The organism is Thioalkalivibrio sp. ALJ24 (genome assembly GCF_000377785.1).
Classification (GTDB): Bacteria; Pseudomonadota; Gammaproteobacteria; order Ectothiorhodospirales; family Ectothiorhodospiraceae; genus Thioalkalivibrio.
This window is the reverse complement of sequence record NZ_KB898730.1, coordinates 1-19,605: the sequence shown is the minus strand read 5'-3', so window position 1 is coordinate 19,605 and position 19,605 is coordinate 1. Positions and strand designations below refer to the sequence as shown.

22 protein-coding genes are annotated in these 19,605 nt (G+C 68.5%); 11 read left to right on the top strand and 11 right to left on the bottom strand.

Features of this window, described 5'->3' with window-relative positions:
• Positions 1-47: 47 nt before the first annotated feature.
• Both D571_RS0110000 and msrP read right to left on the bottom strand, forming a co-directional pair.
• Positions 48-680 carry a sulfite oxidase heme-binding subunit YedZ gene (locus D571_RS0110000; protein ID WP_018936548.1) on the bottom strand — a complete coding sequence of 211 codons (633 nt, stop codon included), beginning with the start codon at positions 678-680 and terminating at the stop codon, positions 48-50.
• Positions 681-1,646, bottom strand: coding sequence for a protein-methionine-sulfoxide reductase catalytic subunit MsrP (gene msrP, locus D571_RS0109995; RefSeq protein WP_018936547.1), 966 nt, complete (start codon positions 1,644-1,646; stop codon positions 681-683).
• A 152-nt stretch (positions 1,647-1,798) separates the two neighbouring features.
• Between msrP and D571_RS0109990 the strand changes: the two genes are divergently transcribed.
• Positions 1,799-2,890 (top strand): GTP-binding protein, encoded by a 1,092-nt coding sequence (locus D571_RS0109990; protein WP_018936546.1) that lies wholly within the window; start codon positions 1,799-1,801, stop codon positions 2,888-2,890.
• Positions 2,891-2,921: 31 nt separating this feature from the next.
• On the opposite strand, the gene D571_RS0109985 is transcribed toward D571_RS0109990, so the two are convergent.
• Positions 2,922-3,908 carry a succinylglutamate desuccinylase/aspartoacylase family protein gene (locus D571_RS0109985; protein ID WP_018936545.1) on the bottom strand — a complete coding sequence of 329 codons (987 nt, stop codon included), beginning with the start codon at positions 3,906-3,908 and terminating at the stop codon, positions 2,922-2,924.
• 34 nt (positions 3,909-3,942) lie between these two features.
• Positions 3,943-5,865, bottom strand: coding sequence for a DUF255 domain-containing protein (locus tag D571_RS0109980; RefSeq protein ID WP_051076179.1), 1,923 nt, complete (start codon positions 5,863-5,865; stop codon positions 3,943-3,945).
• 168 nt (positions 5,866-6,033) lie between these two features.
• On the opposite strand from D571_RS0109980, the gene D571_RS0109975 reads away from it, so the two are divergent.
• From D571_RS0109975 to D571_RS13705, 8 genes are all read left to right on the top strand, one after another.
• Positions 6,034-7,032 carry a MerR family transcriptional regulator gene (locus D571_RS0109975; RefSeq protein ID WP_018936543.1) on the top strand — a complete coding sequence of 333 codons (999 nt, stop codon included), beginning with the start codon at positions 6,034-6,036 and terminating at the stop codon, positions 7,030-7,032.
• Positions 7,033-7,065: 33 nt separating this feature from the next.
• Positions 7,066-8,655 (top strand): cryptochrome/photolyase family protein, encoded by a 1,590-nt coding sequence (locus D571_RS0109970; protein ID WP_018936542.1) that lies wholly within the window; start codon positions 7,066-7,068, stop codon positions 8,653-8,655.
• Entirely contained in the window at positions 8,652-10,079 is a 1,428-nt protein-coding gene (locus D571_RS0109965; RefSeq protein WP_018936541.1) for a deoxyribodipyrimidine photo-lyase, read from the top strand. The genes D571_RS0109970 and D571_RS0109965 overlap by 4 nt, the downstream gene beginning before the upstream one ends.
• A 79-nt stretch (positions 10,080-10,158) precedes the next feature.
• Positions 10,159-10,377, top strand: a complete 219-nt coding sequence (locus D571_RS0109960) for an antitoxin VbhA family protein (protein ID WP_018936540.1) — start codon at positions 10,159-10,161, stop codon at positions 10,375-10,377.
• Complete coding sequence (locus D571_RS0109955; protein ID WP_018936539.1) at positions 10,361-10,555, top strand: hypothetical protein; 195 nt, start codon at positions 10,361-10,363, stop codon at positions 10,553-10,555. The genes D571_RS0109960 and D571_RS0109955 overlap by 17 nt, the downstream gene beginning before the upstream one ends.
• Positions 10,556-10,617: 62 nt before the next feature.
• Positions 10,618-10,884, top strand: coding sequence for a hypothetical protein (locus D571_RS0109950; RefSeq protein ID WP_018936538.1), 267 nt, complete (start codon positions 10,618-10,620; stop codon positions 10,882-10,884).
• A 24-nt stretch (positions 10,885-10,908) separates the two neighbouring features.
• The gene (locus tag D571_RS0109945) at positions 10,909-11,331 is read left to right on the top strand and encodes a nucleotidyltransferase domain-containing protein (RefSeq protein WP_018936537.1); all 423 of its coding nucleotides are present in this window, start codon (positions 10,909-10,911) and stop codon (positions 11,329-11,331) included.
• Complete coding sequence (locus tag D571_RS13705) at positions 11,324-11,728, top strand: DUF86 domain-containing protein (protein ID WP_018936536.1); 405 nt, start codon at positions 11,324-11,326, stop codon at positions 11,726-11,728. The genes D571_RS0109945 and D571_RS13705 overlap by 8 nt, the downstream gene beginning before the upstream one ends.
• Positions 11,729-11,749: 21 nt before the next feature.
• On the opposite strand, the gene D571_RS0109935 is transcribed toward D571_RS13705, so the two are convergent.
• Positions 11,750-13,075: an MFS transporter gene (locus D571_RS0109935; RefSeq protein WP_018936535.1), complete on the bottom strand. Its 1,326-nt coding sequence runs from the start codon at positions 13,073-13,075 to the stop codon at positions 11,750-11,752.
• A 303-nt stretch (positions 13,076-13,378) separates the two neighbouring features.
• Between D571_RS0109935 and D571_RS0109930 the strand changes: the two genes are divergently transcribed.
• A complete protein-coding gene (locus tag D571_RS0109930) occupies positions 13,379-14,353 on the top strand; it encodes a DUF2235 domain-containing protein (protein ID WP_018936534.1) in 975 nt (324 codons plus the stop codon).
• Positions 14,354-14,437: 84 nt separating this feature from the next.
• On the opposite strand, the gene D571_RS0109925 is transcribed toward D571_RS0109930, so the two are convergent.
• From D571_RS0109925 to D571_RS14585, 6 genes are all read right to left on the bottom strand, one after another.
• Complete coding sequence (locus tag D571_RS0109925; protein ID WP_018936533.1) at positions 14,438-15,406, bottom strand: D-2-hydroxyacid dehydrogenase; 969 nt, start codon at positions 15,404-15,406, stop codon at positions 14,438-14,440.
• Positions 15,403-16,230: an aldolase/citrate lyase family protein gene (locus D571_RS0109920; protein ID WP_018936532.1), complete on the bottom strand. Its 828-nt coding sequence runs from the start codon at positions 16,228-16,230 to the stop codon at positions 15,403-15,405. The genes D571_RS0109925 and D571_RS0109920 overlap by 4 nt, the downstream gene beginning before the upstream one ends.
• Positions 16,227-16,877: a sugar transferase gene (locus D571_RS0109915; RefSeq protein ID WP_018936531.1), complete on the bottom strand. Its 651-nt coding sequence runs from the start codon at positions 16,875-16,877 to the stop codon at positions 16,227-16,229. Before D571_RS0109915 ends, D571_RS0109920 begins: the two co-directional genes overlap by 4 nt.
• 23 nt (positions 16,878-16,900) lie before the next feature.
• The gene (locus D571_RS0109910) at positions 16,901-17,650 is read right to left on the bottom strand and encodes a hypothetical protein (RefSeq protein WP_018936530.1); all 750 of its coding nucleotides are present in this window, start codon (positions 17,648-17,650) and stop codon (positions 16,901-16,903) included.
• Between the two features lie 14 nt (positions 17,651-17,664).
• Positions 17,665-18,798: a glycosyltransferase family 4 protein gene (locus D571_RS0109905; protein WP_018936529.1), complete on the bottom strand. Its 1,134-nt coding sequence runs from the start codon at positions 18,796-18,798 to the stop codon at positions 17,665-17,667.
• Between the two features lie 310 nt (positions 18,799-19,108).
• Complete coding sequence (locus tag D571_RS14585; RefSeq protein ID WP_369773860.1) at positions 19,109-19,231, bottom strand: hypothetical protein; 123 nt, start codon at positions 19,229-19,231, stop codon at positions 19,109-19,111.
• A 167-nt stretch (positions 19,232-19,398) separates the two neighbouring features.
• Between D571_RS14585 and D571_RS0109890 the strand changes: the two genes are divergently transcribed.
• A partial coding sequence (locus D571_RS0109890; protein WP_018936301.1) for a transposase occupies positions 19,399-19,605 on the top strand: 207 nt, incomplete at its 3' end.

Genomic DNA, 19,605 nt, shown 5'->3' with positions numbered 1-19,605 from the left:
TTCTGATGCAGATTATAGCCAGCACGCACGCGGCGCGTGGAGATCTTTCATCCCGCCCGGGGCCTTCGCACCGGCTGCAGGGCCCGCCACAGCCGCCAGCCGAGCAGCACCGCCAGCACGCCGGCATAGATCCCGACCTCGATGTAGTCCGCGCCGCGGGTGAGCCACAGCACGTGCAGGATGGCCAGCACGCCCGCCGCGTAGGCCAGGCGGTGCAGACGCGGCCACCAGTGCCGCAGCCGCCGCTGCGCACCCCGCGTGGAGGTCAGCGCCAGCGCCAGCAGGATCAGCCAGGCGGCGAACCCGACCGTGACATAGGGCCGGTGGCGGATGTCGTCCAGGATCAGTACCCAGTCGAAGAACAGATCCAGTCCGACCCAGACCAGCAGGTGCGCGCTGACCCAGGCGAAGGCCACCAGCCCGAGCATCCGCCGCAGCGCACTGATCCAGGCAAGACCCGTCCACTGGCGCAACGGCGTGACCGCCAGCGCCACCAGCAGCGCGATCATCGCGTGGGTGCCGGTATCCTCCAGCAGCCGCTCGATCGGATTGACCCCAAGCCCGCCGAACCACCCGGCCGCGCGCAACGCGATCCACACCCCCGGCGCCAGCGAGGCCGCCAGCACCAGGGTCCACACCCCGCGCGGCGGGCGGGCCGATGCGCGCCGGCGTCCTGCCATTCAGTACTTCTCGGTCAGGTCCATGCCCTCGTACATCGAGGCGACCTCTTCGCCGTAGCCGTTGAACATCTCGGTGCGACGGCGGCGGAACTCGCCGATGCGCCGCTCGGTGGCCTGCGACCAGCGCGGGTGGTCCACATCGGGGTTCACGTTGCTGTAGAAACCGTATTCGTTCGGTTGCATGCGATTCCACGAGGTCGGCGGCTCGTCCTCGACGAAGCGGATGCGCACGATCGACTTGATGCTCTTGAAACCGTATTTCCACGGCACCACCAGCCGGATCGGCGCCCCGTTCTGATTCGGCAGCACATGGTCGTACATCCCCACCGAGACGATCGTCAGCGGGTGCCGCGCCTCGTCCATGCGCAGCCCTTCCACGTACGGCCATTCCAGGACGCTGCGGCGCTGCCCCGGCAGGTTGTCCGGGTCGTGGATGCTCTCGAAGGCGACGTAGCGGGCGCTGCCGGTCGGCTCGGCACGGTCGATGATGCGGTTGAGCTCGAAACCGATCCACGGGATCACCATCGACCAGCCTTCCACGCAGCGCAGGCGGTAGATCCGCTCCTCCAGCGACCAGGGATCGATGAAGTCTTCCAGCGCATACTCCCCGGGGTTGTCGCAGAGCCCCTCCACGCGGATGCTCCAGGGATCGGTCTGCAGCCGGTCGGCCAGACGATGCGGATCCTCCTTGCCGGTCCCCAGCTCGTAGAAATTGTTGTAGGTGGTCGCGTCCTCGAACGGGGTCAGGGTCTCGTCGGTGGAGAACTCGCCCGGCTCCGCCTCCAGCGGCTCCAGTTCGTCGCGCAGGTCGGCGGCCGCCGGTCCGGCCAGCCCCAGGGCCCCCAGGCCGAACCCCGCCCCCAGCGCCAGGCCGCCCTTCATGAACTCGCGGCGGCGCCGGTAGACCGCCTCGGGGGTCACCTCGCTGCGCGGGATGTCACTGCGCCGGCGAACACGAATCAGCATGGGGCACTCCTCGTCCGGGGATCTGAACCAATCGACCCCGCAGCGGCGACGGAGTTCGGGCGCCCGGGTGCGACCCGTCCCGAACCAGCATGCATCGGGGATCGGCAGCCACCCCTGTTATCATGTATCACTGTCGCACCACGGAGACCGCCATGAGCCGCGCAGAACCCGCCCACCGGGACATCCCGGTCAACCTCGTCACCGGCTTCCTCGGGGTCGGCAAGACCACGACCATCCGCGCGCTGCTGGCGCAGCGTCCGCAGGACGAACGCTGGGCGGTACTGGTCAACGAGTTCGGCGAGATCGGCGTGGACGGCGGCCTGCTGGCCGACACCGGCGTGCGCACCGAGGAGATCCCCGGCGGCTGCCTGTGCTGCGTCTCCGCGCAGATGTTCACCGTGGGCCTGAACCGCCTGATCCGCCAGCAGCGCCCCGACCGCATCCTGATCGAGCCCACCGGCCTCGGGCATCCGGCCGAGATCATCCGTACGCTGACCGCCCCGCCCTACGACACCGCGCTGGATCTGCGCGCGACGGTCACGGTGATGGACGCGCGCCACCTGGCCTCGCCGCGCCACCGCGAGCACCCCAACTGGAACGACCAGATCGCGGTGGCCGACGTGCTGATCGCGAACAAGGCCGACGCCTGGAGCGAGGCCGACCGCGAGGCCCTGCATGCGTTCGTGGCCAGTCTTCCCGCCCCGCGCCCGCAGGTGATCGAGACCCGCAAGGGGCACATCGACGTGGCGCTGCTGGATGCCGCGCGGCTGGAGCACGGCGGCGCCCTGTTCCCGGAAGCCCGGGCGTACCTGTCCGCGAACGCGGACGATGGCGATGACCACGGCCACGAACACGAGCATGAGCACGAACACGGCCATGCGCCCGCATCCGACGCGAGTGACTGGGTCGTGATCGACAACCGCGGCGACGGATTCGTCGGCCGTTCATGGCGCTTCCCGGCCTCCACCGTGTTCGATCACGCGGCGCTGGAGGCCCTGATCCGGGACCAGGACGCGGACCGCCTCAAGGGGGTGCTGCAGACCGAACGCGGCTGGCAGCAGATCAACCGGGTGGAGCGCGATGGCGGCCTCGAAGCCCTGGCGGCGCCCCCGGACACCACCCCGCCCCGCCTGGAACTGATTCGTGCCGAGAGCGGCGACCGTGGCGGCCGTAACGAGCTCGAGGCGCTCAACGCCATGGACCGCGCCCTGCAGCGCGCCGCCGGACTGCCCGCGGGCGACTGAGCCGCTCCGGGGCCCGCTGCAGCCTCGGGGCCTACTGCGGACCGGGCGGCACCTCGCGGTCGCTGAACTCCGCGCGGTAGAACCACTCGTTCCCCGGCAGACTGTTGGGGTTGGGGAAGACGATGAAACCGTCCTCCGGTGCGCGCACCTCGGTGCCATCGGCGCGCACACCGATCAGGTCACCGCGGGTCAGCGGATCGAAGCTCTTCCACTCGCGGGCGAAGGCATCGTCCGGATGATCCCGGTCGATCACCTCCACCAGGCGCAGCACCTCCGGTTCGGCCTGCCCGGGCGTGGCGCGCTGCGGCAGCATGTCCAGCTGGGCCAGCGCGTTGATGATGGCGTTGTAGGCCACCTCCGGCGCCTGCGGGTCGTCGTGCTGGCCGCATTCCAGGGTCACCCCGTAGCCGCCCTGGCTGCGTATGTACTCGGTGGTGCCGATACCGTAGCTCGGATCGGTGGACAGGATCTGCGCCCGGTGGCTCGCGTTGGGGTTCTTCATGCGCTTCTCCACCCCGCGCGCATAGGTGTCCAGCCAGCCCTCCACCATGCGCCGCGGCCCCAGGCAGGCCGCCAGCGCCTGCTCCTCGGCGGCCTGCGCAAACGGCTCCAGGTCGCCATTGTTGTCGCGCGGGCCGAGCATGATGAACGGCTGCCCCCCGGTGTGGAACGAGTGCAGGTCCAGCAGCACGTCGTGCGCGGCCAGTAGCGGGCACAGCCGGTTGGCGATGCGGTCCTCGAAGTCCTGCGGATCCTCGGTCACCCGCAGGTTGCGGTTGAGATTGCGCTCGCCCATGCGCTGGTTGCGCTGCACCGCCAGCGGGTTTGTGCGCGGCACCAGCGTCAGCGTACCGCGCAGCAGCTCGCGCTCGCCGGCCTCCAGTTCCGCCTGCAGCCGCTCGGTCGCCTCGGTGCCGCACAGTTCGTTGCCGTGCACCGCGCCCAGCACGATCAGGCGCGGCCCGGGCTCCAGGCCGTGGAAGGTGACGGATTTCAGCGCAGTGGGCTGGGCGGACATGCGCGCACTCCTGCTTGCGTGGAAAACGCGCAGTCTAGCCTTCGTCCCGGCGTTCCTCCAGCCACAGGATCAGGCCCGCGTGATGCAGGGGATTGCTCTCGATGCCCTGTCCCGGCTCCAGCGCATAGTCCGCCAGCGCCGTCTCCAGATCCGCATCCGCGGCGGCGTGTTCGGCCGTCAGCTGCAGCACGGCGGTGGTACCCGACGGGCGGTGCACGGCCGGATGGAAACGCTCGGCGATCATGCCCGGCAGCGGCGGGTCCTCGGTGGTGCGGAAGCCGTCTTCGCCGGCGAAGCGCTCCCAGGCGGCACGCAGCAGGGCGCGCACCCGCTCGCCGTCACCGCTGTCGGTGGCGGCGTCCCAGTCGTGCAGGCCGCGGGCCACGTACGCATAATCCGGCAGCGTGGCCGGGCCGGCCTCCTCGGCCGGCAGGCCCAGCAGCGCCGGCAGATCCTCCGGCGCGTCGGCGCGTGCCGCCAGCCAGTCGCGCACGTCACGGCCCATGGCCTCGTATTCCTCGCCCAGGTCCTGGCGCACCGCCTCGGCCAGCGCCGACAGCAGCAGGCCGTGGGCGCCGGTCAGCACCTTCTCGTCGCGCGGCAGGCCGCGTTCCTGACGCGCCTCGATCAGCGCCTCGCGGCCCCGATCGACGTACTCGCGCACCCGCTCCTGGTCGAGGTCGAAACGCTCGGCCAGCGCCGCGGTATCCGTGCCATCGGCCGGCAGGTGACCGTCGCTGAACGACGGCGAGCCGTCCATGCCGAAGCGTGCTCGCACCAGGTCCGGCTCCGGATGATCCTCCAGCGCGGCCTCCAGCTCCGAGCCCGGCCACAGATAGGCACCGCCCTCGCGGCCCTCGTCATCCAGCGCCGACAGGCTGGAGGCAAACCCACGGAAATCGCCTTCCGGGGCCTCGACCGTGCCCGGGTCGGATTCGCGCAGTGCCATCTCGCGACCGACGAAATCCAGGGTCTCCAGACCCAGGCGCGTCCAGTCCCCGCGTCCGAACTGCTCGCCGGCCCGCAGGTACACGCGCGCCAGCTGCGCCTGGTCCTCCAGCATGATCTCGAAGTGCGGGGTGCCCCAGTCCGGGGTCTCGGAGTAGCGGAAGAAGCCGCCGCCCAGCACGTCCCGCAGCCCGGAACCGGCCATCTCCTCGAGCGTCACCGCGAGGAATTCTTCCGTCCACGCCGGCGCGCGGTCGGTCGCGTGCGCGTCCAGCAGCGCTTCGAGATACGGGGAGTGCGGGAACTTGGTCTCCTGCCCGAAACCGCCGCCCAGATCATCGGCCTCGCGCTCCATGCGGTTCCACAGCACATCCGGCAGGCGCCCGGCGCGCTCCGTCGACAGCGGTTCCTCGTCGGCGCGCAGCCGCTCCTGCAGCTCGCGCGAGCCCGCCGCAGCCAGCTCCGCGAGGCGCTCCTCGTCCGCCCGCACGCGCTCGACCACCCCATCCAGGAAGTCGGCAAAGCCATCCCGCGGCGCATAGACGATCCCGGTCAGTGCATGGCCCTCGGGCATCACCACCACGTTCAGCGGCCAGCCGGCGCTGCCCCCGGTGGCGCGCTGGAACTCCAGCAGATAGGTATCCAGCGCGGTGTGCACCTCGCGATCCAGCTTGACCGGGATGAAGTGCTCGTTGAGCCGCTCGGCGATGCCCTCGTCGAGGAAGCTCTCCTCGTGCATCACGTGGCAGTAATGGCAGGAAAAATAGCCGCTGGAGATCAGCAGAGGCTGGCCGCTCTCGCGGGCCTGGTCCAGCAGATCCCGGTCCCAGGCGCGCCACTGCACCGGGTCCTCCGCGTGCAGGCGCAGATACGGGGAGATGCTGTCGGCCATCTCCGGATTTTTCGGCTCCGCGGCCAGCGGACCGGCCGCGGCCAGACCCAGGATCAGACCGGGAATCAGGCCCGCCAGCAGCCCGGACCGCATCCGGTTGCCAATGCGCAGGCCCATGTGCAGGCCGGAGTGCGGGGAATCGCCGTAAATCATGGGCACCTCTGCACCAGAACGAGTCGTATCTGTGAGACCATTAACGCGACCCAACCATTCCATGACGAAAGCCCCGGGCCGATCTGCCGCCTTTTCGTACATGATTTGTACAGTTCCTGTATAGTCCGGAGCATGGCTAACGCGACCGAGAACGACGCCACTACCCATCCGCAGGCGGGGCTTTATCCCATCCGTCATGTCTGTGCGGAGACCGGCATCAACGATGTCACCCTGCGCGCCTGGGAACGTCGGTACGGGCTGATCCGCCCGATGCGCACGCCCAAGGGGCATCGTCTCTATAGCGAGGAAGACATCCAGCGGATCCAGCGGATCATGGAACTGCTGGATCAGGGCATCCCCGTCTCGCAGGTCCATCGCGTACTCCAGCGCGAAGACGAGGACGCGACCGCGGAGGCCGACGACACCCCCGCCGACGACGGTTCCTCCCCTGCCCCCGGTCGCCGCCCGGCGGTCAGCGGACCGGGCGTCGCTCCGCACACCGCCGACCCGATCGCCAACGCCCTCTGCCACGCGGTGGATGCGCTGGACGTCGAACAGCTGGACCGCGCCTACACGCGGCTGGTGATGCGCCACGGCTGGGAGGGGGTACACGAACGTGCGTTCCTCGAGGTCTACCGCCAGCTGCGCGAGGAGTCCCGCCACACGCCGGAAGGCGAGGTGCGCCTGGCGGTATTCTCGGCCTGGGCGACCGCGGCCCTGGCCGACCAGCTGCGCACCGCCCTGCGCGCCTGCGAAGGCCCGGCAGCGCCCTGCCTGGTCCTGGGCGGCGGCCATCAGCAGGTCGGTGGAATGCTGCTGCAGGTCAGCTGCGCGCGGCGCGGACTGTCCACCCTGCCGCTGTTCGACGCGACCAGCGCGAAGGCACTGGAATCCCTGGTACAGACCCGTTCCGCACGCGGGGTCATCCTGCACGGCTCCTCGCAGCTGCTGCGCAGCCCCGAACTCAACCAGGTCGAGGCGATCCTGAAGAGCCCCGGCGTGCCGGTCTATATCGCCGGCTCCGCCGCACCGAAACTCGCTCAGGTCGAGAGCCAGCGCCCGGTGGAGGTCCTGCCCGGCGCGCCGCTGGAAGCCGCCGACCTGCTGTGGCAACGGCTCGGCCGCGGCTGAGGCCGCGGTGTCCCCGCGCTCCCGTCACCGCCGATGACGCCCTGCCACGACGAGGCGACCGCCGCGCACCGGCCACGCACCCTGCTGATCGTCCTCGGCGATCAGCTCTCCCCCGAACACCCGGTCCTCGCAACCCTCGACCCGGCACAGGATGCCCTGTGGATGGCCGAGGTCACCGCGGAATCCACGCATGTCCCCTCACACCGGGCCCGCAGCGCGCTGTTCCTGGCGGCCATGCGCCAGTTCGCCGAGCGCCGCCGCGCGGCCGGGCTGACCGTGCACTACCGTACGTTCGACTCCGCTCAGGGCCCGGAACAGGAACACCTCGGCGGCGCGCTGGAACACGACCTCGCGTACCTGCAGCCACAGAACCTGTGCGTACTGCAGCCCGGCGAACGGCGCGTGCAGCGGGGCCTGGAAAACGCCGCCGCTCGTCACGGGCTGCGTCTGAAGATCCGCGAGGACCCGCATTTCATCGACACCCCCGAGGCCTTCGGCCGCTGGGCCGGGTCGCGCCGCGAGCTGCGCCTGGAGCACTACTACCGCAAGCTGCGCCGCGAGCACGACGTCCTGATGGACGGCGAAGCGCCCGCCGGCGGCGCGTGGAACTTCGACGCCAGCAACCGGGGCAGCTTCGGCCGTCAGGGACCCGGCCTGATCCCGGAGCCGATGGGCTTCACGCCCGATGCCATCACCCGGGGGGCGATCGACGACGTGCGCACCCACCTGCCGCACCTGCCGGGCGAGCTGGAGGCCTTCGACTGGCCGGTCACCCCGGAGCACGCGCAGGCGGCGCTGGAGGATTTCATCCGGAACCGCCTGCCCGCCTTCGGCACCTGGCAGGACGCGATGTGGACCGATGCGCCGTGGCTCTACCACGCGCGGATCTCCGCCGCGCTCAACCTGCACCTGCTGGATCCACGCGCGGCCATCCGCGAGGCCGAGGCCGCATGGCACGACGGACACGCGCCCATCGAGGCGGTGGAGGGCTTCATCCGCCAGATCCTCGGCTGGCGCGAGTACGTGCGCGGTCTGTATTTCCACTTCGGCGACGACTGGCACGCCTGGAACGCGCTGGACGCCCACGAACCGCTGCCACGGCTGTACTGGGACACCGACACCGACATGACCTGCCTGGCGCAGGCGGTGGGCCAGACCCTGCGGCTGGGCTACGCCCATCACATCCAGCGCCTGATGGTGACCGGGCTGTTCGCCCAGCTGCTGGGCGTGGAACCGCGCGCGATCCACGCTTGGTATCTCGGCATCTACGTGGACGCGGTGGAATGGGTGGAGCTGCCCAACGTGCTCGGCATGTCGCAGTACGCCGATGGCGGGCGCATGGCCTCCAAACCCTACGTGGCCACCGGGCGATACATCCAGCGCATGAGCAACTACTGCCGCCACTGCCGCTTCGACCCGGGCGAGGCCACCGGCGAGCGTGCCTGCCCGTTCACCACCCTGTACTGGGATTTCCTCGACCGCCACCGCGAGCGCTTCGCCCGCCACCCGCGCACCGCGCTGCAGTGGAAGCACGTCGAACGCATGGACCCCGAGCGCCTGCAGCAGATCCGCGACCGCGCGGGCGAGCTGCGCCGGCGCCTGCGCGAAGGAGACCGCCTGTGAGTACCCCGTCGTCCCCCGCCCTCGTCTGGCTGCGCCGCGACCTCCGCCTGGCCGACCAGCCCGCGCTGCACGCCGCCCTCAGCCGCGGCGGCCCGGTAATCCCGGTGTACATCCACGCCCCGCACGAAGAAGCGCCCTGGGCCCCCGGCGCAGCGTCACGCTGGTGGCTGCATCACAGCCTGCAGGCGCTGGGGGACGAGCTCGAAGCCCTGGGGGCCAGGCTGACCCTGCGCCGGGGCTCCAGCCTCGAACAGCTCCGCGCGCTGGTGCGCGAGACCGGCGCCGGCGCGGTCTACTGGAACCGCCTGTACGAACCGGTGATCACCGCGCGCGACGCCACCATCAAGGCCGCGCTGCGCGAGGACGGCCTGGAGGTGCACAGCTTCGCCGCCGCCCTGCTGCACGAACCCTGGGAACTGGCCACCGGCCAGGGCACGCCCTACCGGGTCTTCACCCCGTACTGGCGCGCCGCCTGCAAGCGCGGGGTGGAACGCGACCCGCTGCCGGCCCCGAGCCGCATCCCCGCGCCACCGTCGCCCCCGGCCTCGGAACCGCTGGAGGCCCTCGACCTGCTGCCGCGCATCCGCTGGGACAGTGGGCTGGCCGCGGCCTGGGACCCCGGCGAGCGCGCCGCTCTGGAACGTCTGCAGGGCTTCATCCAACGCGGCCTGGGCGCCTACACCGAACGCCGCGAACGCCCCGACACCGACGGCACCTCACGGCTGTCACCGCATCTGCATTTCGGCGAGATCAGCCCGACGCAGATCCTGCGCGCCCTGCGCCAGGCCGGGCACGAGCCAACCGACGGCCCGGCCGAGCCCTTCGTGCGCGAACTCGGCTGGCGCGACTTCGCCCACCACGTGCTCTACCACTTCCCCCACACCCCGGAGCAGCCCCTGAACCCGCGCTTCGAGGCCTTCCCCTGGCGCGAGTCGGCGGAAGACCTGGAGCGCTGGCAGCAGGGTCGTACCGGCATCCCGGTGATCGACGCCGCCATGCGCCAGCTGTGGGAGACCGGCTGGATGCACAACCGCATGCGCATGGCCGTCGGCTCCTTCCTGACCAAGAACCTGCGGCTGCACTGGCACGCGGGCGCCAGCTGGTTCTGGGACACCCTGGTCGACGCCGACCTCGCCGCCAACACCCTCGGCTGGCAATGGGCCGGCGGCTGTGGCGCCGATGCCGCGCCCTACTTCCGCATCTTCAACCCGCAGCGCCAGGGCGAACGCTTCGACCCCGACGCGGCCTACATCCGGCGCTTCGTCCCCGAACTCGCCCGCGCCCCCGCCCGCGACATCCACCAGCTGCGCCCCGGCCTCGCCGTCGACTACCCCGCCCCCATGGTCGACCTGAAACAGAGCCGCCAGGCCGCCCTCGATGCCTTCGCCACCATCAAGAACCCGCCGAGGCCCGACCATGGTTGAGGCACCGTCCTCGTCATGGCAGACCGGGCGAAACGCACGGTGCTACACTGAACCGTTAGAGAGTGTTTCTGGATTGAGAATGGAAATGAAGCCGATCAAGAGACCGCGCCTTAGCTTGCAGCCCCTCGGGCCACACGACCCGGTTGAGCGCGTGCGGCGATCCCGCGCCAACATCCGCCTTGAGGGACTGCAAGCCGACCCGCGGACCGAAGCCCTGGTCGCCGCCATGGCTCGCGGGGAGATCAATGCCGACAAGGCCGTTGGCGAGATCCGTTCCTGGTATGCCGGTCGAACCTGAAACCTGGCCCGGCACCAACGTCTACATCAACCACCTCGGCCTGAAAGACCGCCGGGAACTTGCCGAAGCCGAAGCATCCCTCACCTGGGTCCGCATCGAAGAGTACCGGGATCGACCCCACCGCCCCGCCACATTCGACCTCGAACAGAACCGGCCCCATGGCGCCTTCAGGCCCTGACAACACCGCTCTTGCCGGGTAAAGTAGCGCCATCTCACTCACCCAACAGCGAGAATCCGGCGATGAGCACCTTTTCGGAAGGCAACCTGCAGTACCCGCGCGAAGTCACCTACAACTTCAGCCAGTACGAAGACACCACCCCGGTGCGCGTGGAGGCCGAAGGCAAGCGCTACGTGGGCCAGCTGCTCAACCACGAGCCGCCCTATCGCGTGCGCGTGACCGAAGAGATCGTGACCCCCGGCAGCAACCGTTTCATCCCGGTGCGCGAGATCCAGCTGCAGAGCCTCGACGGCGTGGAATACCTGCACCAGGGCCACCACGCGCACTGAGCCGGACACCGCGACCGCGGCCCGATGGAGCCCACGCCCCTGATCGACCCCGGAACGCTTGACGCCGGGACCCTCGAACGGCTCGCCGACGACGACCCGCGGGTCGATATCCTCTGGCTGTACGGGTCCCGCGCCCGATGCGAGGCGCGCCCGGACAGCGACTACGACCTTGCGGTCGCCTTCAACCAGTTTCCGGAGGATGCCTGGGAGCGTCGTCTGCAGCCGGAACTGCTGGCGATGGACTGGGCGGAGGCGCTGGAGCTGCCATCCGACCGGCTCTCCGTGGTGGACATCAACCAGGCCCCCCTGCCGCTGGCGCGTGCCATCGTGACCGGCGGTCAGGTCCTGTTCTGTCGCGACCCGCTGCGCCTGGCCCGCGAAGAAAACCGGATCGCATCCATGTGGGAACTCGACCACCAATACCAGCAACAACAGCGCCATGGATGACCCCTATCGCGACGCCATGCGCGAACATCTCGCGCAGCTGGCCGAAGAACTCGAGGAGATCGCGGGGCAGCTGCAGGAGGGGAAACGTTCGGCCATCCTCTACCGCGCTACGGAACGCAATCTGCAGCTGCTGATCGAGGCCTGCATCGGGATCGCACGCAGGGCGCTCAAGGATCACGGGGCCGAAGTGCCCACCGAAGCCCGGCGGGTCTTTTCGCGCCTGCGCACCCATGATCTGGACCCCACTGACGCGGACTGGAACCGCATCGTCGGCATGCGCAATGCGCTGATCCACGACTACCTCGACCTGAACCCGGAACGGATCGCCGAAGTCGTGACCACCGGCAAATACCGCGTGCTGCTGGAATTCGGCCGGCGGATGATCGATCCGTCTTGAGGCCCCTCGCCCCGCAGTGCTTTACACGCCGGCGATGTGGTCGGGTGTGCGCACCGGGGCAGACGCAATCAGGGCGATCACGAACAGCACCAGGCAGAACAGGATGGCGTTGGCCAGCCCCAGCCAGGTCTGCAGCAGGCCCAGCCCCAGCAGGCCGAAGATCGCCGCCGCCTTGGCCGCCAGCCCCCAGAACCCGAACCAGCGCCCGGCCTCGCGCGGCGGGGACATGATCGCCACCAGCGCGCGGCCGGCCGACTGCGCCGCCCCCAGGCTCAGCCCGGCGACCGCCCCCACCACCAGGAACACCTCCTGCGCCTCCACCGGGCGGCCGAGCAGCGCGGCCAGGGCGTCCGCCACCGTCGGCGTGGCGTAGATCGCCAGCACCGCCAGGCACCACATGATCAGCGTCAGACGGTAGATCCGCACCGGCCCCGCTCGGTCCTGCAGCCAGCCGAACCCCATCGCCCCGACGATCGCCGTGATCTGGGTGATCACGAACATCGTGACTCGCGTGGATTCATCCCACTCGATCACCTGCGAGCCGTAGATGAAGGTGAAGGCGATGATGATGTAGATCCCCGCCATCAGGAAGAAGATCGACACGAACAGGCTGCGCAGCGCGCGGTCCTCGCCCAGGCGTTTCAGGGCCAGCACCACCCGGCGCCAGCCCAGCCCCAGCTGCACCCGACGCGCGAGCTCGCGGCGGGTGCCGCGCTCCTTCAGGAACAGGAAGGTCGGCAACGCCGAGACCAGGAAGAACGCCGCGGCGAACGGCCCCACCCAGCGGATGCGGTCGAAGTTCTCCTCGCTCACCTCGCCCAGCAGCCCCAGCGCAAACGCCGTGGCCACCAGCCCGCCCAGATAGCCCAGACCCCAGCCCAGCCCCGAGATCCAGCCCAGCCGCTCCGGCGGGCCCAGATCCGGCAGGAAACTGGCAATGAACGATTCGCCGATGGCGTAACCGAAATTGGACGCGATGATCAGCGCCATGCCGAACCAGATCAGCCCCGGCTCGACGAAATACAGCAGCGCCGTGGTCACCACGGTCAGGGCCCAGGAAGCCAGCAGGAAGCGCTTGCGCGTGGCCGTGGCATCCATGATCGACCCCGCCAGCGGCGCCAGCACCACCACCATCCCGTAGCTCACCGCCAGCGCCACACTCCACAGGAGGTTGCCCAGGCGGTAATCCGGCCCGTCCCCCACGATCACGCGGGTGAACAGATCGCCGAAGATCACGGTGATGATCAGCAGGGTGTACGCCTGATTGGCGAAGTCGAACATCGCCCAGCCGAAGATCTCCCGGCGGGGCGCCGGAGCCTTCGGCGGATAGCGCCGGATCAGCGCCACGGAAACACCCGACGCGCCGGCGCGGGGGCTTCATCGCCGCCGGCCACCGCAACGCGGCCCGACGCTCGGGCTGCAATCAACGCCTGCATGGGTTGCATGGACATCCACTCGGGCCGGCAACACCCCCGGATCCTAACAAATCGCCGCCGTCATGAATGCCAGCCCACGCCCAATCGGCCGAAGCGCCGGCCCTACCCCCCGCAGGAGGCCGGCCCCCGGCCGATCCGCCTCGCCGGACGCCCCCAGCGCCACCCATCCTGACCTACAATCCCCCTTGATGACACACACCGCATGAGGGTTTCCATGGAACGGAACATCGTCTTCTGCTGCGACGGCACCGCCAACCAGAAGGGCAAGGTCAACACCAACGTGGTGCACCTGATCCGGCGCATCCCCACCACCGCCTGTCAGGTCTCGGCCTACGAGCCCGGCGTGGGCACCTTCTCCCCGTTCGGCATGCGGCGCGAGAACATCATCGGCACCAGCCTGGGCAAGCTGTTCGGCCACGGACTCACCGCCAACATCGAGAACGGCTACCGCTTCCTGATGCAGCAGGTGCGGGAAGGGGACCGGGTGTACCTGTTCGGCTTCTCGCGCGGCGCGTATGCCGTGCGCGCGCTCTCCGGCATGCTGCGCAAATGCGGGCTGCTGCATCCCGGGCGGGAAGATCTCATCGCCGAGGCCTCGAAGCTGTACACCGGGCACGACAACGAAGACGCGGCCGCACGCTTTCGCAAGCAGCACACCCGACCCTGCCCGGTGCACTTCATCGGCGCCTGGGACACCGTCGGCTCACTCGGCTACCTCTACCGCAACCGCCGCTTCTTCGACACCCGGCTCAGCCCCGAAGTCACCCACGCCCGCCACGCCCTGGCCATCGACGAACGCCGCCCCAAGTTCGAGGCGCTGCTGTGGGACGAATCCCGCGCCGAGCCCGGGCAGACCCTCAAGCAACTCTGGTTCCCCGGCGCCCACGCCGACGTCGGCGGCGGCTACGAACAGCGCCAGCTCGCCGAGATCGCCCTGCAATGGATGCTCGAAGAAGCCGCCGAGGCCGGCCTGATCGTCAAAGACGCCCATGAACCCCCCGTCGCCCCCGACCCCGCCGGCCCCATCCACGAACCCTGGAACACCTGGGCCGGCCGCACCCTGCGCCTGCTGCACCTCGGCGACCGCCCGCGCGACGTACCGCCCGACGCCCTGCACCCCTCCGCCAAAGCCCGCCACCAGGCCCTCGACTACCGCCCCGAGCTCTTCACCCAGCACACCCCGCCGTAGGAGGCCCGCCCCCTGGCGAATCGGCCCGAACCTGGTACCGGATCGGGATGCAGAAGCGGCCTCCGCCGCAACCCCGGAGCAGGATCAATAGCCGGCTTCGGGGTCGACCGGCGTGACCGGCGACTCCCCTGCCTGCAGGGCGCGGGCATTGCGGGCGAAGACTTGGAGTGCCCGTTCCATGTAGTGCGGCGAGGTCCCCGAGACATGGGGCGTCAGCAGCACGTCCGGCCGCGCCCACAGGGGCGACTCCGGGGGCAGGGGCTGCTCCTCGAACACATCCAGTGCGGCGCCGCGCAGCCGCCCGGCATCCAGGGCCTCGACCACGGCACCGTCATCCACTACCCCGCCCCGCGAGATGTCGATGAGCACCGTGTGGGCCGGCAGCCGGGCGAGGAAGCCAGCATCCACGAGATGACGGGTTGCCCCCGTGAACGGCAGGCAGACCACCAGGTAGTCCACCTCCCCGAGCCAGTCACCCGCTTCGTCGAGCGCAACCACCCGCTCCGCCGCCTCCGACGCGCGAGGGCGGCGCTGCACCCCGATGATCCGCATATCGAAGGCACCGGCGCGGCGGGCCACCATTTCCCCGATATGGCCCATCCCCAGGATCATCACCGTGCGGCCGGTCAGCTCGTCCAGCCAGGCGCGCTCCCAGCGATGCTCCCGGGACTGCTCCACAAAGCGATCGAAGCCCTTGGCGAAGTGCAGCATCGCCCCCAGCGCGTATTCGCTCATGGGCGCGCCATGGACGCCGCTGCTGCGGGTCAGGATCACGCCTTGCCGGTCGAAGGGCATGTCCCAGATCTTCTCCACCCCCGCCGAGAGAAAATGGATCCACCGATACCCTCCCAGGCGATTCAGTGCCGGTGCCAGCCACGGCAGCGTGGGCGCGATCACCGCATCAAAGGATTCCCCCTGCGGCACGTCCTCCGGACGCCCGGCCATCACGGCCTGCGCATCCGGCAGGGCATGCTCCAGGTGCCGGCGAATCGATTCCGCCTGCCCCTCCAGCACCTCGGCCTTCTGCAACACCAGGATCCGCCGGATATTCATGCCGCCGCCAGTGCAAAGACCCGGTCGCGCAGGCGGGTCCGGTTCTGTTCGAAGAAGTCGGGACCTTCGCGGCGCAGGGCAGCCTCGCAGTCACGCAGCCGCTGCAGCTCTTCGCGCAGTCGTTCCGGTTCTGGCCGACGGTCTCCTTCTCCATCGGCCCCGCGGAAGCTCCGCGACAGGATCACCCAGCTCGAACCCAGGCGCAGGTGTTCACCGAGGATCCACTCCGCCGGCACGTCGCCATTGCCGATGCGCCCCACCCCGCCAAAACCGAACACGACCCCGGCCTCACGACACAGGCGCGCCGGCTCTTCCAGCATGCCCCCCGCCAGCGGCTCGAACAGGAAATCGAGTCCGGCCGCCAGGCTGAGATCGTTGAGCCCGATATGCACGTGATCGCGCGGGCCCAGGCGATCCAGATAAAGCGGCAGCCGCGCCAGTGCCGCCGGCGTCTCCACCAGGAATGTGACCGGAACCCGACCATCCACCTGCTCCAGGAACGCATCGACCTCGCCGACAGAAACAAACATCGGCAGCATCAGACGTTGCGCACCTGCTTCGATCGCCGCCTCGACCTCATTCGGGGTCCCCGGGCCGGGCGGATTCACGCGCACCATGACTTCGGCCCGCTCCACGCTCGCGGCCACCCGTTCCACGTCTTCCAGCGTATGACTGGCCCGATGGGTGTTCAGGTGACCCTGGCGTTCCTGCTTCCCTCGGGTTTCCATGTCCACGAACACCCGGTCCACTCCGGCAAGCTCCGCGGCCCGCCCGGTTTCCGGTTCACCGGTGATCAGCATGAAACGCAACGGATCGCCCTTCATTGGTCGTCCCGCCCCCCGTCCTGTCGCAGCGAGTCGCGATAGGCCCGCCAGTTCTGCCCGGGCGTGCCATACACCCCGCGGCCGGTCGCGACCACATGGATCGTACGCAGGATCAACCACAGGTCGTACAGCACTCCGCGTCGCGACACGTATTCCGCATCCGCCTCGAGCTGCTGCAGCCACCCCAGCGTGCGGCGCCCGCGAACCTGCGCCAGCCCCGTCAGGCCGGGCCGCACTTCAAACCGCGCCATGAATTCGCTCGGCACCACCTCCACCTGTTCCGGCAACACCGGCCGTGGCCCCACCACGCTCATGTCGCCGCGGAAGATGTTCCACAGCTGCGGCAGCTCATCCAGACTGGTGGCCCGCAAAAAGCGCCCCATCCGCGTGATCCGGGGATCCTCGCCCTCGCTCACCACCCGCTCGCTGTGCTGATCGATCGCATCGGGATCGCGATCCACCATGGTCCGGAACTTCAACACCCGAAAGGGCCGCTGACTCTGTCCGACCCGCTGCTGCCGGAACAGCACCGGGCCGCGCGAATCCAGCTTGATGGCGACCGCGATCCCCAGCAGCAAGGGCGATAGCAGCACCAGCGCCAGACCACTGGACAGCAGATCAAACAGACGTTTGCCGGCATCACCCATCAATCCATCTCTCCCAGGCCCGCTCAGGACTCCCCGGCCTTGCCGGCCCGCCCCAGAGTGGCGGTGACGGACCCATCTGCCGCCGGCTCACCATCCAGGTGGACGTACAGCCGTCCACGCCGGGGACGCAGCATCGCTTTCACGCCGGTATGGCCTCTCAGGTAGAACTGAAAACGGACCGCCGGTGTTTCAACGGGCGCAAATCCATGGACGTTGCACACGTCATCGGTCGTGATGAACCCGTTCACCGCACCCACAACGGCATCCGTTCGCTGTCGGAGTCGCGTCGGGTTTGCGTCCAGAGAGCCCTCAAGATCGAACTCCTGAACATGCAGAGAACCACTGGCCACCACCTGTGTCGACAGCACGTTCCGGTGAGCATGCAATCCGTGGACATTGTCCTTCGCCATATAGTGCACCTTGAGGTACCACCATCTCAGCGGCGCATAGCCCAGGCAACGGGCCAGAACGATGTCGCGGTTTTCGTCGGGCCCGACCGGCTGCTTCAGCCACGCATCCAGTTCACCGTTCTCCACGGCAGCGCACATACGCTGATTCACCCTGGTGATGAAGGCCTCGTGCGACAGCTCGCCTCGTTCGTATTCATAGACCACGTCCTGGATGTCCCAAACGACCGCTCCCTGGTACGGACCAGTCAACAACGGCCGCATCAGCTTCCGGTGTAGTCCCTGCCTGTGACGGACACTCCAGGCCAGCGCCGGAAGCATCGCTCCCGCGTACAGCAGTGTTCCAAGATCCTTGAGTCTCCCCATCGCCAAAATCCTTCTCACCCCTCGGCCGACTCCACTCCCATCCGGCGGAGCATGACCTGATTGACCTTGTGTACGTCGTACTTCTCAACCGCCATCTGCAGGGATTTTTGCCCCATGTGCCTGGCCAGACCCGGATCCAGAACGAACCGTTCCATCGCCGCCTCAAGGGCATCGACATCCTTGACGGGAACCAGGAAACCGTTTTCACCATGCTCGACCGTCTCTCTGCACCCCGGGGCATCGGTCGTGATCACCGGTCGGCCAGTCGCCATGGCCTCAAGAACCGTACGCGGAGTGCCTTCTCGGTAGTAGCTGGGAAGCACGAAAACAGTGGCCGCCTCCAGTTCGGGGCGCACGTCGGACACTCGACCCAGATACGTTAGCGTCCCATTCGTTACCCACTCATCCAGCTCGGCTTGGGACACTGCATTGGGATTCGCGTCCAGATCACCCGCCAACCGAAACTCGACATCCGGGAACCGTTCCCTGATTCGGGCAGCTGCGCCCGCGAACTCCCGAACCCCCTTCTCGCCCAGGAGCCGGGCAAGCATCAAAAAGCGGATCTTCCCGGTTCCGGGTGGTCTGGGGGTGAAGTGCGCCAAATCGACCCCGGAGCCATTGACCAGACACGTCTGCGCCGGCCGATCAAGAATCCTCCAGTTCAGAAACGCATCCCTATCATCAGGATTCTGAAAGAACATGGTCGAGATACGTGCACCGGCCAACCTATACAACGCCAGAGCCGCTTTCTGAATCACCAACCGCTTACCGCGAGGGTTCTCGGAGAAGGCATAACCAAGCCCCGTAATCAGGCCATAACGACGCGGCACCCGCGCCATACTCCCGGCCAACGTCCCGTAGATCACCGGCTTGATGTTGTAGCTGAAGACCGCGTCAGGGGCGATCGACCGAAGTTTTCGGCGCAAGTTGAACAGGGCCCGAACATCTTCAAGCGGGCTCAACCCCGTACGGCTCAGAGGAACCTCGTGGAGGTGAACACCCCACGATTCCAGCTCGGCGCGTACCCCCTCGTTCCCAGTCACCTCCGGCGCCAGAGCGTGGACCTCAACCCCGGCGTCACGGAGTGCCCGAATCAACGGCCCCCGAAAATTCGTAAGAGAGCGCGCATGGGCCGAGACCACGGCCATGCGCCCAACGCACCGTGAGGGCTGGCTTCCATCCATATGTTTGTTATCGCTCACGCCCCCTCCCTGGCCGATTTCGGGGTCGAACCCAGTGATCCGCCCTTGACGACCGCAAAAGCAACTAGTCTTGTCGACACGGTCCTGTCCATTGCACTCGTCTTTGGGCCGACCCTAACCCGGCATCCGCACTGATGACACATAACGTTCGGGGGGGCGGGCATGCTCACAAAACCCCCTTCTACGGCGGCACCGTGTGGAAGCGGCCTTGGGCGCGAACGGCGCGATGACGCGGGTTTTGCGTGCAAGCACGTTCCTACAGGCGTGGATCCGTCCCTTCGGGCGGCAAAGCCGACTTCACGTCGAACACCACCGCATTCTCGCGTCCCAGGCGACGCACGCCCTCGCCGCCCAGCGCCAAGAACTCCCGGTGCGGCACGACCGGCTCCATTGTATCCTACGCGCCGTCATCCGGCTCGCCTTCCAGCAGTTCCAGGGCATATCGCTCGAGCGCCTCCGCCGTATCCGTAAGCTTCCCATCCACGAGGACCAGTGGTTATTAGAGTGCTCTGGCACAATCGAGGTCGAGCCGCCGGGAGGGGAGCCATGCGGAAGTCACGCTTCAGCGAGAACCAGATCCTGTCGATCCTGAAGGAGGCGGATGCCGGGCAGTCCGTTAAGGAGATCTGCCGCAAGCACGGGATCAGCCAGCCGACGTTCTACAACTGGAAGTCGAAGTACGGCGGCATGGCCGCCTCGGACCTCAAGCGCCTCAAGGAGCTGGAGGAGGAGAACCGCCGGCTCAAGCAGATG

What these genes read in the sequence shown, in the direction of transcription:
- D571_RS0109990 (WP_018936546.1), top strand. Translation starts at nt 1,799, where the DNA reads ATGAGCCGCGCAGAACCCGCCCACCGGGACATCCCGGTCAACCTCGTC.
- D571_RS0109945 (WP_018936537.1), top strand. Translation starts at nt 10,909, where the DNA reads ATGGAGCCCACGCCCCTGATCGACCCCGGAACGCTTGACGCCGGGACC.
- D571_RS0109980 (WP_051076179.1), bottom strand. Translation starts at nt 5,865, where the DNA reads ATGGGCCTGCGCATTGGCAACCGGATGCGGTCCGGGCTGCTGGCGGGC.
- D571_RS0109975 (WP_018936543.1), top strand. Translation starts at nt 6,034, where the DNA reads ATGGCTAACGCGACCGAGAACGACGCCACTACCCATCCGCAGGCGGGG.
- D571_RS0109970 (WP_018936542.1), top strand. Translation starts at nt 7,066, where the DNA reads ATGACGCCCTGCCACGACGAGGCGACCGCCGCGCACCGGCCACGCACC.
- D571_RS0109960 (WP_018936540.1), top strand. Translation starts at nt 10,159, where the DNA reads ATGGAAATGAAGCCGATCAAGAGACCGCGCCTTAGCTTGCAGCCCCTC.
- D571_RS0110000 (WP_018936548.1), bottom strand. Translation starts at nt 680, where the DNA reads ATGGCAGGACGCCGGCGCGCATCGGCCCGCCCGCCGCGCGGGGTGTGG.
- D571_RS0109905 (WP_018936529.1), bottom strand. Translation starts at nt 18,798, where the DNA reads ATGGCCGTGGTCTCGGCCCATGCGCGCTCTCTTACGAATTTTCGGGGG.
- D571_RS0109915 (WP_018936531.1), bottom strand. Translation starts at nt 16,877, where the DNA reads ATGGGTGATGCCGGCAAACGTCTGTTTGATCTGCTGTCCAGTGGTCTG.
- D571_RS13705 (WP_018936536.1), top strand. Translation starts at nt 11,324, where the DNA reads ATGGATGACCCCTATCGCGACGCCATGCGCGAACATCTCGCGCAGCTG.
- msrP (WP_018936547.1), bottom strand. Translation starts at nt 1,646, where the DNA reads ATGCTGATTCGTGTTCGCCGGCGCAGTGACATCCCGCGCAGCGAGGTG.
- D571_RS0109910 (WP_018936530.1), bottom strand. Translation starts at nt 17,650, where the DNA reads ATGGGGAGACTCAAGGATCTTGGAACACTGCTGTACGCGGGAGCGATG.
- D571_RS0109985 (WP_018936545.1), bottom strand. Translation starts at nt 3,908, where the DNA reads ATGTCCGCCCAGCCCACTGCGCTGAAATCCGTCACCTTCCACGGCCTG.
- D571_RS0109930 (WP_018936534.1), top strand. Translation starts at nt 13,379, where the DNA reads ATGGAACGGAACATCGTCTTCTGCTGCGACGGCACCGCCAACCAGAAG.
- D571_RS0109920 (WP_018936532.1), bottom strand. Translation starts at nt 16,230, where the DNA reads ATGAAGGGCGATCCGTTGCGTTTCATGCTGATCACCGGTGAACCGGAA.
- D571_RS0109925 (WP_018936533.1), bottom strand. Translation starts at nt 15,406, where the DNA reads ATGAATATCCGGCGGATCCTGGTGTTGCAGAAGGCCGAGGTGCTGGAG.
- D571_RS0109955 (WP_018936539.1), top strand. Translation starts at nt 10,361, where the DNA reads ATGCCGGTCGAACCTGAAACCTGGCCCGGCACCAACGTCTACATCAAC.
- D571_RS0109950 (WP_018936538.1), top strand. Translation starts at nt 10,618, where the DNA reads ATGAGCACCTTTTCGGAAGGCAACCTGCAGTACCCGCGCGAAGTCACC.